Annotated in this window: 12 protein-coding genes; 8 read left to right on the top strand and 4 right to left on the bottom strand. The window is 69.5% G+C overall.

From position 1 onward, the window contains the following. Window positions 1-99 precede the first annotated feature (99 nt). The 8 genes from AC5P56_RS16200 to AC5P56_RS16165 all read left to right on the top strand — a co-directional run bounded on the left by AC5P56_RS16200 (window position 100) and on the right by AC5P56_RS16165 (window position 10,277). On the top strand, window positions 100-1,296 hold the full coding sequence (locus AC5P56_RS16200) for an MFS transporter (RefSeq protein ID WP_049439387.1): 1,197 nt from the start codon (window positions 100-102) through the stop codon (window positions 1,294-1,296). Next, window positions 1,293-2,486: an isochorismate synthase gene (locus AC5P56_RS16195; RefSeq protein ID WP_014647421.1), complete on the top strand. Its 1,194-nt coding sequence runs from the start codon at window positions 1,293-1,295 to the stop codon at window positions 2,484-2,486. Before AC5P56_RS16200 ends, AC5P56_RS16195 begins: the two co-directional genes overlap by 4 nt. Beyond that, complete coding sequence (locus AC5P56_RS16190; protein WP_495231804.1) at window positions 2,483-4,135, top strand: (2,3-dihydroxybenzoyl)adenylate synthase; 1,653 nt, start codon at window positions 2,483-2,485, stop codon at window positions 4,133-4,135. The genes AC5P56_RS16195 and AC5P56_RS16190 overlap by 4 nt, the downstream gene beginning before the upstream one ends. Then, a complete protein-coding gene (locus AC5P56_RS16185) occupies window positions 4,135-4,767 on the top strand; it encodes an isochorismatase family protein (protein WP_329767903.1) in 633 nt (210 codons plus the stop codon). The genes AC5P56_RS16190 and AC5P56_RS16185 overlap by 1 nt, the downstream gene beginning before the upstream one ends. Continuing rightward, window positions 4,767-5,024, top strand: coding sequence for a phosphopantetheine-binding protein (locus tag AC5P56_RS16180; RefSeq protein WP_075077147.1), 258 nt, complete (start codon window positions 4,767-4,769; stop codon window positions 5,022-5,024). The genes AC5P56_RS16185 and AC5P56_RS16180 overlap by 1 nt, the downstream gene beginning before the upstream one ends. Next, window positions 5,021-8,911 carry an enterobactin synthase subunit F gene (locus AC5P56_RS16175; protein WP_495231803.1) on the top strand — a complete coding sequence of 1,297 codons (3,891 nt, stop codon included), beginning with the start codon at window positions 5,021-5,023 and terminating at the stop codon, window positions 8,909-8,911. The genes AC5P56_RS16180 and AC5P56_RS16175 overlap by 4 nt, the downstream gene beginning before the upstream one ends. After that, complete coding sequence (locus tag AC5P56_RS16170; protein WP_197574566.1) at window positions 8,902-9,660, top strand: 2,3-dihydro-2,3-dihydroxybenzoate dehydrogenase; 759 nt, start codon at window positions 8,902-8,904, stop codon at window positions 9,658-9,660. Before AC5P56_RS16175 ends, AC5P56_RS16170 begins: the two co-directional genes overlap by 10 nt. A gap of 170 nt (window positions 9,661-9,830) precedes the next feature. Further along, window positions 9,831-10,277 carry an REP-associated tyrosine transposase gene (locus AC5P56_RS16165; RefSeq protein WP_495231802.1) on the top strand — a complete coding sequence of 149 codons (447 nt, stop codon included), beginning with the start codon at window positions 9,831-9,833 and terminating at the stop codon, window positions 10,275-10,277. A gap of 250 nt (window positions 10,278-10,527) precedes the next feature. Here the strand turns inward: AC5P56_RS16165 and AC5P56_RS16160 are convergent, their stop codons facing one another. Genes AC5P56_RS16160 through AC5P56_RS16145 form a run of 4 tightly spaced genes read right to left on the bottom strand, consistent with a single transcriptional unit; the run spans window position 10,528 to window position 14,464 of the window. Further along, complete coding sequence (locus AC5P56_RS16160; RefSeq protein ID WP_495231801.1) at window positions 10,528-10,977, bottom strand: DUF2894 domain-containing protein; 450 nt, start codon at window positions 10,975-10,977, stop codon at window positions 10,528-10,530. After that, window positions 10,901-11,539 (bottom strand): OmpA family protein, encoded by a 639-nt coding sequence (locus tag AC5P56_RS16155; RefSeq protein WP_014647413.1) that lies wholly within the window; start codon window positions 11,537-11,539, stop codon window positions 10,901-10,903. Before AC5P56_RS16155 ends, AC5P56_RS16160 begins: the two co-directional genes overlap by 77 nt. After that, window positions 11,536-13,800, bottom strand: coding sequence for a DUF802 domain-containing protein (locus AC5P56_RS16150; RefSeq protein ID WP_495231800.1), 2,265 nt, complete (start codon window positions 13,798-13,800; stop codon window positions 11,536-11,538). Before AC5P56_RS16150 ends, AC5P56_RS16155 begins: the two co-directional genes overlap by 4 nt. A 10-nt stretch (window positions 13,801-13,810) precedes the next feature. After that, window positions 13,811-14,464 (bottom strand): DUF3348 family protein, encoded by a 654-nt coding sequence (locus tag AC5P56_RS16145; protein WP_014647411.1) that lies wholly within the window; start codon window positions 14,462-14,464, stop codon window positions 13,811-13,813. Window positions 14,465-14,533: the final 69 nt, after the last annotated feature.

Genomic DNA, 14,533 nt, shown 5'->3' with positions numbered 1-14,533 from the left:
CCGTTATCATTTGAGGATGGCGTCCGGTCCTGAGCAGGGCCGGCGCCGGGCGGGGCGCACGTGCGCCCGGCGATCCCTTCCTGTTACGGCTGGTGTTCCATGCACGCACGTCCCGTCGTTCCCGGCTTGCCGGCGCTGGTAGTGGCCGCCCTGATCGGCACCATGGCGATGATGTCCTTCGTCGCCGTGATCGGTCCGGTGGTCCGCATGCTCGGGCTGTCCGAGTGGCATGCCGGACTGTCGGTCACCGCCGCGGGCGCGTTGTGGATGCTGGCCGCGCGCCCATGGGGCCAGCTCAGCGACCGCATCGGCCGCAAGCGCGTGCTGATGCTGGCGATGAGCGCCTACACCGTGGTCTACATCGCGCTGGCGGTGTTCATCGACGTTGCCCTGCAGGCGGTGCCGCCGGTACTGGTATCGGTGCTGGTGCTGGTCGGTGCGCGAGGCCTGATCGGCCTGTTCTACGCGGCGGTGCCGCCTACCGCAGCCGCGCTCATCGCCGACAAGGCACCGACCGGCCAACGTGCGAAATTCCTCGCCCGCCTGGGCAGCGCCAATGCGCTGGGCATGGTGCTCGGGCCGGCCGCTGCCGGCTGGCTTGCCTATACCAACCTTTCGCTGGCGCTGTACGTGGCCGCGTTGCTGCCGCTGCTGGCACTGGCATTGCTGGCCTGGCGGCTGCCGGCTACACCGCCGGTGGTTGGCGCGTCCGCACAGCGCCGCGCGCCGATGAGCCGCCTCGACCCGCGCCTGCGCCTGCCGCAGCTGGCGGCGCTCATCGCCATGGTCTCGGTGACCATCGCGCAGGTGACGGTGGGCTTTTTCGCGATTGATCGCCTGGGCCTGGATGCTGCCGCTGGTGCACGCATGGCCGGCATCGCGCTGACCGCGGTCGGCATCGGCCTGATCCTGGCGCAGGCGCTGGTGATGAAGCTGGAGGTGCATCCGCGCCGCTGGATCATCCTCGGCGCGCTGATTTCCGGCATTGGCTTTGCTTCGGTGGCGGGCGTGCAGCAGGGCTGGCAGTTGCCGGCGGCATACGCGCTGGCCGCGTTCGGCATGGGCTTCGTATTCCCCTCGTTCCAGGCGCTGGCCGCCGACGCGGTGGAAGCGCACGAGCAGGGTGCCGCGGCGGGCACGGTCGCTGCCGCGCAGGGGCTGGGCATGGTGGCCGGGCCGATGCTCGGCACGCTGTTGTATCGCGGCGGGCCCAGCCTGCCATATCTGCTGGTCGGCGCGCTGCTGCTGTTGTTGTGCGCGCTGGCTGCAGCGCATCGGATGAAGGAGACCCCATGAACGATTCCCTGATGCAGGGCGCGTGGCCGGAGGCTGCGCCCGCGCCGCTGGAGAGCACTGACGACGCGTCGTTGTTCCTGCTGCAGCATGCCGGCCAGCATGTGCACGCACGCGGTTGCCGCCTCGCGCTGCCGGGTGGCGCGCTGGCAACCCTGGCGGAGCGCGTTGCGGCCTTCTTCGCCCAGCAGCGTGGCGGTCCGGGCCTGCTGGTCGGTGCGGTGCCATTCGAACCGCGTGCCGACGACGCGTTGTACCAGCCCGAGCGCCTGCTGCCGGCCCTGCCGTTGCAACCACGGGCGGCGCCGGCGCTGCAGGGCCCGCTGCAGGCGGAGCCCGCAGCGCAGGACTATGCAGCCGCGGTTGCCGAGGCAGTGAAGGCGCTGCGCGCGCCCGACCAGGACCTGCACAAGGTGGTGCTGGCGCGCAGCCTGCTGGCGCACAGCCGCCATGCGCTGTCTCCAGAGGTGCTGCTGGCGCGGTTGGGCGCGGATCCCTCGGTGGCGACCTATGCGGTGCCGCTTCCGGTTGAACCGGGGCACGCACCGGCCTGGCTGGTCGGCGCAACACCGGAGCTGCTGCTGCGCAAGCGTGGCGCCGAGCTGTTGTCGCACCCGCTGGCCGGGTCCGCGCGCCGCAGTGCCGATGCCGCCGAGGACGAGCGCGCCGCGCAGGCGCTGCTGGCTTCGAACAAGGACCATGACGAGCACCGCCACGTGGTCGAGGCCATCATCGAGGGCCTGGCGCCGTACTGCAGCCACATCGATGCGCAGCCGCGCCCGGTGCTGCATGCCACCGCCAGCATGTGGCATCTCGGCACCCGCATCCACGCCACCCTGAAGGATCCGCAGACATCGGCGGCCGAGCTGCTGGCGCAGTTGCATCCAACGCCGGCGGTCTGCGGTACACCCCGGCTGGCGGCACTGCAGCGTATCCGCGAGCTTGAGCCGGTGCCGCGTGGCTTCTATGCCGGTGCGGTCGGCTGGCTGGATGCGCAAGGGGATGGTGACTGGTATGTGGCGATCCGCTGCGCACGCCTGCAGGGCACGCAGCTGCGCCTGTACGCCGGCGCCGGCATCGTTGCCCAGTCGCAGCCCGAGGCCGAGGTCGCCGAAACCGCGGCGAAGTTTGCCGCCCTGTTGAACGCGTTGGGCGTCCACGACGCCGCGCCCGTCATCGAGCCTGCTGCATGAACACGCCCACTGTTTCTTCCCGCCTGCCACTGCAGCAGGCATGGCCCGATGCGCTGGTGGCGCGCTATCGCGAGGCGGGCTACTGGCGCGGCGAGACCTTCCCGGCGTTCCTGCGTGAGCGTGCGGAACGCTACGCTGATGACATCGCCGTGGTCGCTGGCGATGTGCGCCTGAGCTACGCGCAGCTGTGGCACGAGGCCGGTCGCATCGGTGCCGGACTGCTGGCACTCGGCCTGCAACCCGGTGAGCGGGTGCTGGTACAGCTGGGCAACACCGCCGGGTTCATCGCCACCGTATGCGGGCTGTTCCGCGCCGGCCTGGTGCCGGTGTACGCGCTGCCGGCGCACCGCATCACCGAGCTGGTGCACTTCGCCAACAAGGCCGAAGCCAGTGCCTACATCACTGCCGACCTGCACGATGGCTTTGATCATCGCGGGCTGGCGCGGGCGCTGCAGGCCGAGGTGCCGGCGCTGCGCCACGTGGTCATCGATGGCGACGCAGCAGAGTTCACCACGCTCGAGGCGCTGCAGGGAGACCGCAACCAGCTGCCGGCCGACCCGGACCCGCAGTCGGTGGCGTTCCTGCAGATCTCCGGTGGCAGCACCGGGCTGTCCAAGCTGATTCCACGCACCCACGACGACTACATCTACTCGTTCCGTGCCAGCAATGACATCTGCGGCATCGACCGCGACAGCGTGTACCTGGTCGCGCTGCCGGCCGCGCACAACTTCCCGATGAGCTCGCCCGGTTTCTTCGGCGCGCTGTATGCAGGTGCCCGGGTAGTGCTCAGCCCCGGTCCGGGGCCGGACGTGGCCTTCCCGCTGATCGCGCGTGAGCAAGTGACCTGCTGTGGGCTGGTGCCGCCGCTGGCGCTGTTGTGGGCACAGGCCGCCGCCACCAGCAAGCACGACCTGTCCAGCCTGCAGGTACTGCAGGTAGGCGGGGCCAAACTGGTGCCGGAAGCCGCACGGCGGGTGATTGACGGCCTGGGCTGCACCCTGCAGCAGGTGTTCGGCATGGCCGAAGGCCTGGTGAACTACACACGGCTGGATGATCCGGAAGAACTGATCGTAGCCTGCCAGGGCCGGCCGATCAGCCCGGACGACGAGGTGCGCGTGGTCGATGACCATGACCAGCCGGTGCCGGAAGGCGAGGTAGGGCATCTGCTGACCCGCGGCCCTTACACCATCCGTGGCTACCACAACGATGCGGTGGCCAATGCGCGTTCGTTCACCGACGACGGCTTCTACCGCACCGGCGACCGCGTGCAGCAGCTGCCCGGAGGCTACCTGGTGGTGCAGGGCCGTGCCGGTGACCACATCAACCGGGCGGGCGAGAAAATCTCCGCCGAGGAGATCGAAGATCACCTTCTGGCCCACCCCGGCGTGTTCGACGCCGCCGTGGTCTCCATTCCTGACGAGTATCTCGGTGAGCGCAGCTGCGCGTTCGTGATTGCGCAGGGCGAGCCGTTCAAGGCGCCGGCGCTGAAGTCCTGGATGCGCGGGCGCGGCCTGGCCGCGTTCAAGGTGCCCGACCAGGTCGTGTTCGTCGACAGTTTCGATACCACCGCGGTCGGCAAGATCAGCCGCCGCGAACTGCGCGCGCAGCTGCGTGCGCGTCATCTGCAACAGACAGGAGGAACGCGCTGATGGCGCTGCCCCGTATCACCGATTACCCCTTGCCGACTGCCGCCGAGCTGCCGCAGGCGCGCGGCCCGTGGCGCCCGCAGCGCGATCGTGCCGCCCTGCTGGTGCACGACATGCAGCGCTATTTCCTGGCCGCATTCGACGCCGGCAACGCACCGCTGCGGCCGGCAGTGGACAACATCGCACGGCTGCTGGCGCATTGCCGCGCGCACGGCATTCCGGTGTTCTACACCGCCCAGCATGGCGACCAGGACCGCCGTGACCGTGGCCTGCAGGCCGACCTGTGGGGACCAGGCATGCGTCGCAGCGCCGACCATGAACCAATCATCGAGGCACTGGCACCGCAGCCTGGCGAGCACGTGCTGGTGAAGCACCGCTACAGCGCGTTCCAGCGCAGCAACCTGGAGACGCTGATGCGGGTGCGTGGCCGCGACCAGTTGCTGGTCACTGGCGTGTATGCGCATATAGGCTGCACGGCCACCGTGGTCGAAGCCTTCCAGCGCGACATCGAGGCGTTCATCGCGGCCGATGCGGTAGCGGATTTCTCGCGTGCCGACCACGATCAGGCCCTGTACTGGATCGCCCGCACCTGTGGCGTACCGATGACCACCGACCAGTTGCTGGAGGTGCTGTGATGGCCGCCACGGGTGAGGTGCTGGATCTGGAGCGGATGCGTGCCGACGTGGCGCGCGTGCTGGAATGTGCCCCGGCCGAGATCGGTGACGACGACAACCTGATCGACCTGGACCTGGACTCGATGCGCATGCTCGGCCTGGTCCTGGCCTGGGGCAACACCGGATTGCCGCTGGAGTTCTCACAGTTGGCCGAGCACACCACGCTGCGCCAGTGGTGGGCTGTGGTGCAGCAACTGCAGGCCGCGCAGAACGCATGAACGCCGCTGCGCTGGCCACACCGGTGGCATTGACCGAGGCCCAGGCCGGACTGTGGTTTGCACAGCGGCTGGCACCGGACAATCCGTCGTTCAACACCGCGCACGCGGTGTGGATCGACGGCCCGTTGGACGTGGCCGCGTTCATTGCAGCGGCAGACCAGGCTGCAGGCGAGGCCCAGGCCTTCGCATTGCGCTTTGCCGAAGGGGCCGATGGCCAGCCGCTGCAGTGGCATGACCCGGCACACGTGCCGCTGCTTTCGGTGCGCGATGTTTCCGCCGCGGCGGATCCCGCCGCTGCGGCACGCAACCTGATGCACACCGACCGTCTGAGCCCGGTCGATCCCACCCGTGACCGGATCAGTCAGCAGGTGTTGTTTGACCTGGGCGGGAAGCGCTGGGTCTGGTACCTGCGCGTGCATCATCTGGCCGCCGATGGCTACGGCATGGCGCTGTTCACCGATCGCGTGTGCGCGTTGCATGCCGGTCGCATGGCTGAACCGCTGCCAGGGCTGGCGGGCGTGCTGGCGGATGACGCCGCCTATCGTGCCGACCCGCGTCGTGCGCAGGCCGGGCACTGGTGGCGCGAGCAGTTGCAGGGGGCGCCGGCGGGCGTGGGCCTGGCGGGTACCGTGGCGGCCAGCGACGATGCGCTGCGCTGGGTGCAGCCGCTCGATGCGGCCTTCCGTGAGCAGCTGCTGCAGGCCTCGGCACGTTGGCTGCAGCCCTGGCCGGATGTGCTGGCCGCGCTGGCGGCCGAGTACCTGCGGCGGATGAGCGCCGCCGATGAAGTGGTGCTGGGCGTGCCCTACATGGGCCGGCTCGGCAACGCGTCGGCGCGGGTGCCGGCGATGGCGATGAACGTGTTGCCGCTGCGCGTAGCGGCCGGCGAGGGCAGCGTCGAGGCCTTCACCCGCGGCCTGGGCCGGCAGCTCAGCCAGGGTCGCAAGCACGGCCGTTACCGCAGTGAGCAGCTGCGCCGGGACCTGGGGCTGGTCGGCGCGCAGCAGCGCCTGCACGGTCCGCTGGTGAATGTGCAGCCGTTCTACAAGCCGCTGGCGCTGGCCGGCGTGCAGGCGACGCTGGAGGTGCTGTGCACCGGGCCGGTGGATGATCTGACACTGGGCTTCCGTGGCGATGGCCAGCACCTTCTCGATCTGGAGATCGAGGCCAATCCCGCGCTGTACAGTCGCGAGGATGTCGAGGCGCATGCAGCGCGGTTGCTGCATTTCGTGTCGGCAGCATTGCAGGCTGACGATATCGCAGCCGTGCCTTTGGCGACGCTTGAGGAGGCGCAGCAGGTGCTGCACGGTTTCAATGCCACCGCGCATGCGCTTCCCGAGACTACCCTGGTTGAACTGCTGCAGCAGGGCATGGATCGGGATCCGCACGCGCCGGCGCTGGTGTTCGGCGACACTACGCTCGACTATGCAACGCTGGAAGCGCGCAGTTTCGCGCTTGCCGCACAACTGCGCGGGATGGGCGTCGGCCCGGGCAGCGTAGTCGCGGTGGCATTGCCGCGCTCGCTGGAACTGGTGCTCGCGCTGGTCGCGGTGCTGCGCGCAGGCGCGACCTATCTTCCGCTGGACCTTGCCCATCCTGACGAGCGGTTGGCACGTATTCTTGCGTCGGCGCAGCCGGTGTGCGTACTGGCTGCGCCAGACGTATCGGTGCGCGTGGCCGGTGTGCCGGTGCTCGCGCCGGAGCAGTGGACCGCGCTGAGTTTCGCGACGCCATGGGCGGATCCTGCGCCCAGCGATGCCGCCTATGTGATCTATACCTCCGGTTCGACCGGCGAGCCCAAGGGCGTGGTCGTCGAACACCGCGCGATCGTCAATCGCCTGCTGTGGATGCGCGAGCACTACGGCATCGGCGCCGATGACCGCGTGCTGCAGAAGACCCCGGCCACCTTCGATGTCTCGGTCTGGGAATTCTTCCTGCCGCTGCTGTGCGGGGCAACGCTGGTGGTTGCCAGGCCCGATGCGCATCGCGATCCCACTGAACTGGCGCGCTTGATCCGGGGCCATGGCATCACCACCGCGCATTTCGTGCCGTCGATGCTCGACGCCTTCCTCGCTGCGCCGGCCTCCGAAGGTTTGCAGCTGCGCCGCGTATTCACCAGTGGCGAGGCGCTGGACGCTGCGTTGCGCGACCGCTTCCATGCGCGCGTGCGCGCAGAACTGCACAACCTGTACGGCCCGACCGAGGCCGCAGTAGATGTCAGCTATTGGCCGGCGTCAGCGCAGGATTGCTCGCGGCCGGTGCCGATCGGCTTCCCGGTCTGGAACACCCGCCTGTACGTGCTGGACGCCCGGATGCAGCCGGTGCCGGTCGGTGTGGCCGGTGACCTGTACCTGGGCGGCGTGCAGCTGGCACGCGGCTATCTCGGTCGCGACGATCTGACCGCCGAACGCTTCCTTGCCGATCCTTTCCTGGCGGGCGAGCGCATCTACCGCACCGGCGACGTGGCGCGCTGGCGCCGCGATGGTGCGGTGGAGTACCTGGGCCGCAGCGACCATCAGGTGAAACTGCGCGGCCTGCGCATCGAACTGGGCGAGATCGAGGCGGCTTTGCGCGAACTGCCGGGCATGGAGCGGGTGGAAGTGCTGCTACGCCAGGATGCTCCCGGCGAAGCGCGTCTGGTGGCCTATGTGCCGACCGCGCTTGCCGATGCCGTAATGCTGCGCAGCCACCTCGCCACGCGTGTGCCGGACTACATGGTGCCCTCGGCCATCGTTGGTGTGGACCACTGGCCGGTGACCGCCAACGGCAAGCTCGACCGCAATGCGTTGCCGAAGCCACCGCAACGTGAAGTTGCCGGCTTGGCGCCGCGCACGCCGTTGGAACAGGAGCTGGCGTTGCTGTTCGCACAGGCGCTTGGGCGTGAGGCGCCGGTGGCGGTGGATGCGGACTTCTTCAGTCTCGGCGGTGACTCGCTGTCGGCGGTGCACCTGCTGCTGGCGATCGAGCAGCGCTGGCGCTGCGATCTGGGTTTGGGCGCCTTGTTTGCCCAGCCCACCGTGGCCGCGCTGGCGGTTCGTATTGCCGCGCCACCCGCGCTGGCCGATCACGCGCTGGGGCCGGTGATCGCGCTGGCCGCAACCGACGCTGCCGGGCCCACGCCGCTGTTCGTGCTGCACCCGGCCGGTGGCATCGCCTGGAACTACCGCACCCTCGCCCGGGCACTGCAACCAGCCCGCCCGGTGTATGGCCTGCAGTCGCCGGCACTGGACGCGCGGCTGCCACTGCCGAGCAGCATCGAGGCGATGGCCAACGACTACGTACAGCGCGTGGTCGCACTGCAGCCGAAGGGGCCGGTGCATCTGCTGGGCTGGTCGGTGGGCGGCATCCTGGCCCAGGCGATGGCGGTGCGGCTGCATGAGATCGGCCGCGACGTTGGAGAGCTGGTGCTGCTGGACGCCTATCCCAGCGAGTGCTGGCGGGCCGAGCCTGAACCGGACGCCGTCGCCGCACTGCGGGCACTACTGGCGATTGCCGGCCATGACCCGGATGCGCATCCGGAACTGGACAGCCGGGAACGCATACTCGCGTTCCTGCGTCGCGGCGGGAGTGCACTGGGCAGCCTGCCGGATGTGGTGCTTGACGGCGTGGTGCGCGCGGTGACCGGTACCAATCGGCTGATCCGTGAACATATCCACCGGCCGTTCGAGGGCACGCTGGTGCACGTCCGCGCTGGCCGGGATCACCAGGCGCGGCCACAGCTGCAGTCGGCGTTGTGGCGGAGCCACGCGCGCAAGGTGCAGGCACTGGAACTGCCGTTCCTGCACGCCGAACTGACCGGCCGCGATGCGGTGGCGCAGCTGGCACCGTGGTTGTCGGCGCGGTTGCGCCACTGGGACGAGCAACAGGAGACCGCAACATGCAATTGACCGGTTTTGAAGGTCGTGTGGCGCTGGTGACCGGTGCCGCCGGGGGCATCGGTGAGGCACTGGTACGGCTGTTGGCCGCGGCCGGTTGCATCGTGGTGGCGACTGATCGCGAGGCACCCATGTTCGCGGATGCACGTGTGCAGGCGTTTGCTCTTGACGTGACCGACAGTGCGGCCGTCGACGCCTTGGTGGATCGGGTCGAGTCCAGCATCGGGCCGATCATGCTGGCCGCCAGCGTGGCCGGTGTGCTGCATGTGGGCGGCGTGACCGAGACCGGCGATGACGACTGGCGCCGGGTGTTCGCGGTGAACACCGACGGCGTGTTCCATGTCGGGCGTGCTCTGGCGCGGGTGATGTCGCCGCGCGGGCAGGGCGCGATGGTTACCGTCAGCTCGAATGCGGCCGGTGTGCCGCGACACGGGATGGCCGCCTATGCGGCATCCAAGGCCGCCGCCACCATGTTCACCCGCTGCCTCGGGCTGGAGCTGGCGCCGCTGGGAATCCGCTGCAACATCGTCGCCCCGGGATCGACGTTGACCCCGATGCAGACCGGCATGTGGCAGGACGAGCACGGTGCCGAGCGGGTGATCGCCGGCAGCCTGGAGACCTACAAGGCCGGCATTCCACTGCGCAAGCTGGCCACCCCGGAGGACATCGCGCACTCGGTGATGTTCCTGCTCTCCGATCAGGCCGGGCACGTGGCCATGAGCGACCTGTACGTCGACGGCGGCGCCACCCTGCGCGGCTGAGCCCCGACGGCCGCCTGCCGGCTGTGGTCGTGCCGGCCGCTGGCCGGCAACCTACGGCCCCCGGTAGTGCCGGCCGCTGGCCGGCAACCTCATTCACCTTCAGACATCTCCCAACCCCCGTCGAGCCATGGCCCGACAGCCAACGCGCAATGATCGACCCACCATGGCGCATGAGCAGCCATCGCCTCCGCCTGGGCCGTTACTCGATCATCGGCCAGGTCTACGTTCTGACAACTACCACGCATCAGCGCCGCCGGCTCCTTGAAAGCAAAGCTGCAGCAGCATGTGTGATCGACCAGTTCGATTACATCGAGCAGCGCGGGCTCGTACGGTCACACGCATGGGTCGTCATGCCGGATCACGTCCACTGGATGTTCGAGCTGCGCGCAGCCCACCTTCCAGACATCGCACGCCGGATGAAATCGTCGAGCGCGCTTGCCCTGAATCGCTTGGCGGGCCGTCGAAGTACGGTGTGGCAGCCCGGCTACTTCGATCATGCCGTGAGGGCCGATGAGTCGATGGCGCGGCAAGCGCTGTACATCCTGGGGAATCCGGTACGCGCCGGTCTTGCTGGGCAGATTGGCGAGTATCCGCATGCGTGGTCGGTCTGGGTGTGATGCCGGCCAGCGGCCGGCACTACCAGTCAATGTTCAGCGCGGCCATTCGCCGTTCAGCGCCGCTTGAGTGCGCTTCGGCCGTGTTCGGTCCGGTCTGATGCCGGCCAGCGGCCGGCAGTACCACGGCAGAACCGAAGCGCAGCGCAGATCGTGTGCCGGCGCACAGAGCACCCGCGATGGTAGTGCCGGCCGCTGGCCGGCAACCCCATGACCCGCGCGGAGACGCGTAGCCGCCGGCCAGCAGCCGGCGCTACTCCTTCGGCGTCTGGCGCGGCTTGCGCGTGCGCTTCGGCTTTGCGCTATCCGCACCGCTGACGGCGCCATCCTGCAGTGCCTGCAGCCAGGACAAGATGTCCACGTAGTCGATGAAGTGGCGCAGGTAGCCGGGGCTGGTGGCCTGCATCGTGTCCAGCATGCGCTGCACCAGCACCGCCGAGTTCAGCGGGCCGCCGTCAGCCGGGGCCTCGGTGCGCAGGGAGCGGCGCACCTGCAGCTCGCTGCGCAGCTCCGACCACTCGCGCTGCACCTGCTGCAGCATCGGCACCTGCGGGTAATGCGGCAGCGAGCGCGACCCTGCATCAAGGTCGCGCACCAGTGCGCGCAGGCCTTCGAGCGCTGGCGGCTTACTTGGCATCCGGGGCCTTGGGCTTGGGAATCGGCGCGATCTCGACGCGACGGTTGCGTGCGCGGCCTTCCTCATCGGCATTGGAACTGACCGGCTGCTCGCTGCCGAACGCAGCGGCGAACACGGCGTCCGCCGGTACGCCATCGGCGATCAGGGTGCGGGTCACGGTCAGCGAGCGCTGCGCCGACAGCTCCCAGTTGTCGGCGAAACGCCGGTTGCCTTCGCGTACCGGCGCGTCATCGGTGAAGCCGCTGACCATCAGGATCTCTTCGCGGCTGCCCAGGTAGGCGGCCAGCGGTGCGGCCAGGCTGCGCAGCAGCTCCTGGCCTTCGGGCTGCAGCTGGTCGGAGTTCAGCGCGAACAGCACGCTGCCGCTGATGCCGATGCGGCCATCCACCAGCGTCACGCGGCCGGCCGCCAGCGGTCCAGCCAACGCTTGCTCCAGCGTCTGCAGGCGCTTGGCTTCGGCCTGGCGCTGTTTCACTTCCTGGTCCAGTCGCTGCGACAGCTCCAGCTGCACGGCGACCACACCGACCAGTATCAGCACGAACGCGCCCAGCAGCACCGACATCAGGTCGCCGAAGGCTGCCCAGATCGGGGCATGCGAACCGCCGTCGACCTCCAGCTCGTCGCTCATGCGCTGCCGGCCTTGCCGCGGCGCGCGGCCAGCTGCTGCAGTTCTTCCATCACCTGCTTCTGCGACAGCAGGCTGAGGTCGACCACCTCGCGCGCCTGGGCTACGTAGTAGGCCAGCTGCTCGTCGCTGCGGGCCAGCGAGGCATCCAGTGCGCAGCCGATCTGTTCCAGGCGGCCGGACAGCTCGGTGGCGGCACTGCCGAACTGCGCGACCGCTTCGCCGAACGTGCCGGCCAGCTGGCCCACTTCGGCAGCGCTGCCGTTGAGCGCTGCGGCAATGCCATCCAGCTTGCCGGTCTCTGCGGCGATATGGTCGGTGAAGCGATTGCCAACCCGCTCCAGCAGCTCGGCCGAGCCACCGACCAGTGCGTCCACAGCGGTGCGCTGCTCGTGCGAAGCGTGATTGATCGCATCCAGCAGGGTCTGCACGGTGGCCAGCAGGCGGCCGCGCTCTTCCAGCATCGCGTTGTCACGCACCAGGCTCTCGGACAGCGTGCTGCGCAGCTCGTTGATGACGTCGGCAGCAGCCTTGGGCGCGGCCGCGGCGGTCTGCAGCAGGGTAGACACTTCAGCCAGCGTGGCGCTGGCCTGCGCGCGACCGTTCTCGCCGATCTGCTGTGCGGTGGCCGCCAGGGTGTCGCAGACCTGCTGCTGCTGCGCAGCCAGGTGTTCGCCGTTGGCCTGCAGGCGCTCGGCCAGGTCGCTGGAAACGTGCTGCAAGGCTTCGCTCCAGCGCTGCAGGCGCTGTTCGTCGCCGGCCTGCAGCTGCGCCTGCAGCGCGGCGTGGGCCTGCTGCAGCTCGGCGCTGATCGCGTCCCAGCGCGCCTGGCGCTGCTGCTCGCGGCTGTCCAGGCCAGCCTGCAGTTCGGCGTGCGCGGCCGCGGCAGCGGCCTGCGCGGCCTGCCACTGCTGCGAACGCTGCAGTTCGTGGTCCTGCAGCAGCGCCTGGCTGGTGCTGTGGTGCTGCTCCAGCGCCTGTAGCAGCGCCTGCGCGCGCGCGTCCAGATGCTCGCTGGAGGCCAGCAACGCCTGCTGCTGGCGTTCGACCAGCGCGCTGTTGAGTGCCTGCTGCTGTTCGGCGGCGGCGCGCCATGCCTCGGCATTGCCGCGGGCATCGGCCTGCAGGCGCTCGCCGATACGCGCGACCAATGCTTCGGCGTGCGTGCCCTGGCCATCGCTGAAGGCCTGCAGGTGCTGGCGCAGATCACTGACCAGCGCCTGTTGTGCCTGGGTCTGCTCGCTCACCACCTTGGCCCAGCTGGCCTCGGTGGCGACGCGGCTGCGCTCGAAACCCTCGCTCAGGCCGGCCAGCTGCTGCTGCACGGCCTGCTCGACGCGGGCATGCAGTGCTTCGCCGTGATGGGCCAGGCCAGCCAGGGTGGTTTCGGCCATCGGCTGCAGCGCACCACCGATGGCGGCGGCGCTGGCTTCGGCACCTTCGCGCAGCGACTGCTGCAGCGAGACGGCCAGGCGTTCCTGCAGGGCCTGGCTCTGGGTCAGGAACTCGGCCTGGCCGGCCAGCAGGCGCTCATTGGCGGCCGCACTGTGCTGTTCAAAAGTGCTGGTCATCGCCTGCAGGCGGTCGACCAGCGCCGGCAGCGCCGCAGACTGTGCCTGCAGCAGGTGCAGCGATTCGGCGCGCTGCCAGGCCTGCGAGTACGGATGCAGGTCGCCGGCAATGGCGCGGTCCAGCTGCTGCACGGCCTGCAGGCGGTCACGACGCAGCAATGCCGCCAGCAGGCCGAGCATGGCCGAGCTGGCCACACCGGCGATCGAGGTACCGAATGCCACCGCCAGGCCCTGCACCGGCGAGGCCAGCGAGCCGCGGATCGCGGCCATGTCGGTCGCACTCTGCAGCGCCAGGCCGGTGCCACGCAGCGTGTCCATCATGCCCAGCAGGGTGCCGAGCATGCCCAGCAGCACCAGCAGGCCAACCAGGTATGGGGTCAGCACCGGTGCGGGCAGGGCGGTGCGCTCGCCTTCCACGCGCAGGCGCACGGCGTTGCGCAGGCCCAGCGGCACGCGTTCCAGCCAGGCGGCGAGGCTTTCCTTCGCGCTGGACAGGTCGTTCAGCGCGCTGCGCAGGCCGTTGCTGGCCTGGCGGTAGCGATACAGCTCCACGCCACCGGCGACGTAGCAGGCCGCGATGATCGCCGCCACCGCTGCACCCAGCGGATGCACCGAAACGTAGCCAATGCCGATCCAGCACACGGCCAGCAGGCCGACAAGGAAAACAACGACATGGAAAACAGTTCTGGACATGGTGTTCCGGTCAGTGGGAGCGCAGGGCGTCTTGCAGCCCTTCGATCGGGTGGAAGCGCAGCTGCAGCTCGGCGAGCAGCAGGGTGCGCATGTCATGGCGGAAGGCCGCGCGCCAGCCGGGCTGGCCGTGCACGCGTTCAAAACGGGCGCCGAGTACCGCCGGCGCCGTGGCCAGCAGGCTGTGCTCGCGCGGGGTGAGGGTCTGTTCCATCACCGCATCGACCTCGGCCAGCCGCGCCAGCTCGGGTGAAACCTGCACCAGCTGGTCGCGCAGGCGGCCGCGCAGGCGCCCGGTGGCCGTCTGGATGGCCTGCTGCAGCACCCGATAGCGCTGGCGCAGCGAGGCGAAGTTGGGTACAGCGGCGGCTTCGGCCAGGTCCAGCAGGCGCTCGGCTTCGGCATCCTCACTGATCGAGGCCAGCAGGCTGGCGTGCGCCTGCGCGCAGTCGGCCAGCACATCCTCGAGCGCTTCGGCGGCTTCACCGGGCTCGGGCAGGCGTCCGCCGAGCGCCCCGGACAGGGCCACGGCGCGGCTCCAGTCCACCCACTGGCCGAGGCGATCGGTCAGGGCGGGACTGGTGGCCGGCATCGCGCCGTCGCTGAGACGGGCGAGCAGGCGGAGGAACTCCGGTCCACCCAGGACCGGCTGCGCTGCGTTCGCCATCAAGGGGTGAGGGGCCAAAAACCGTTGATTTTACAACCAGATGACCCGGCCTGGATGAAGGCGGGGCCG

The organism is Stenotrophomonas sp. YJH_SMC_131 (assembly GCF_059367975.1).
This window is presented reverse-complemented; position numbering and strand designations above follow the sequence as displayed.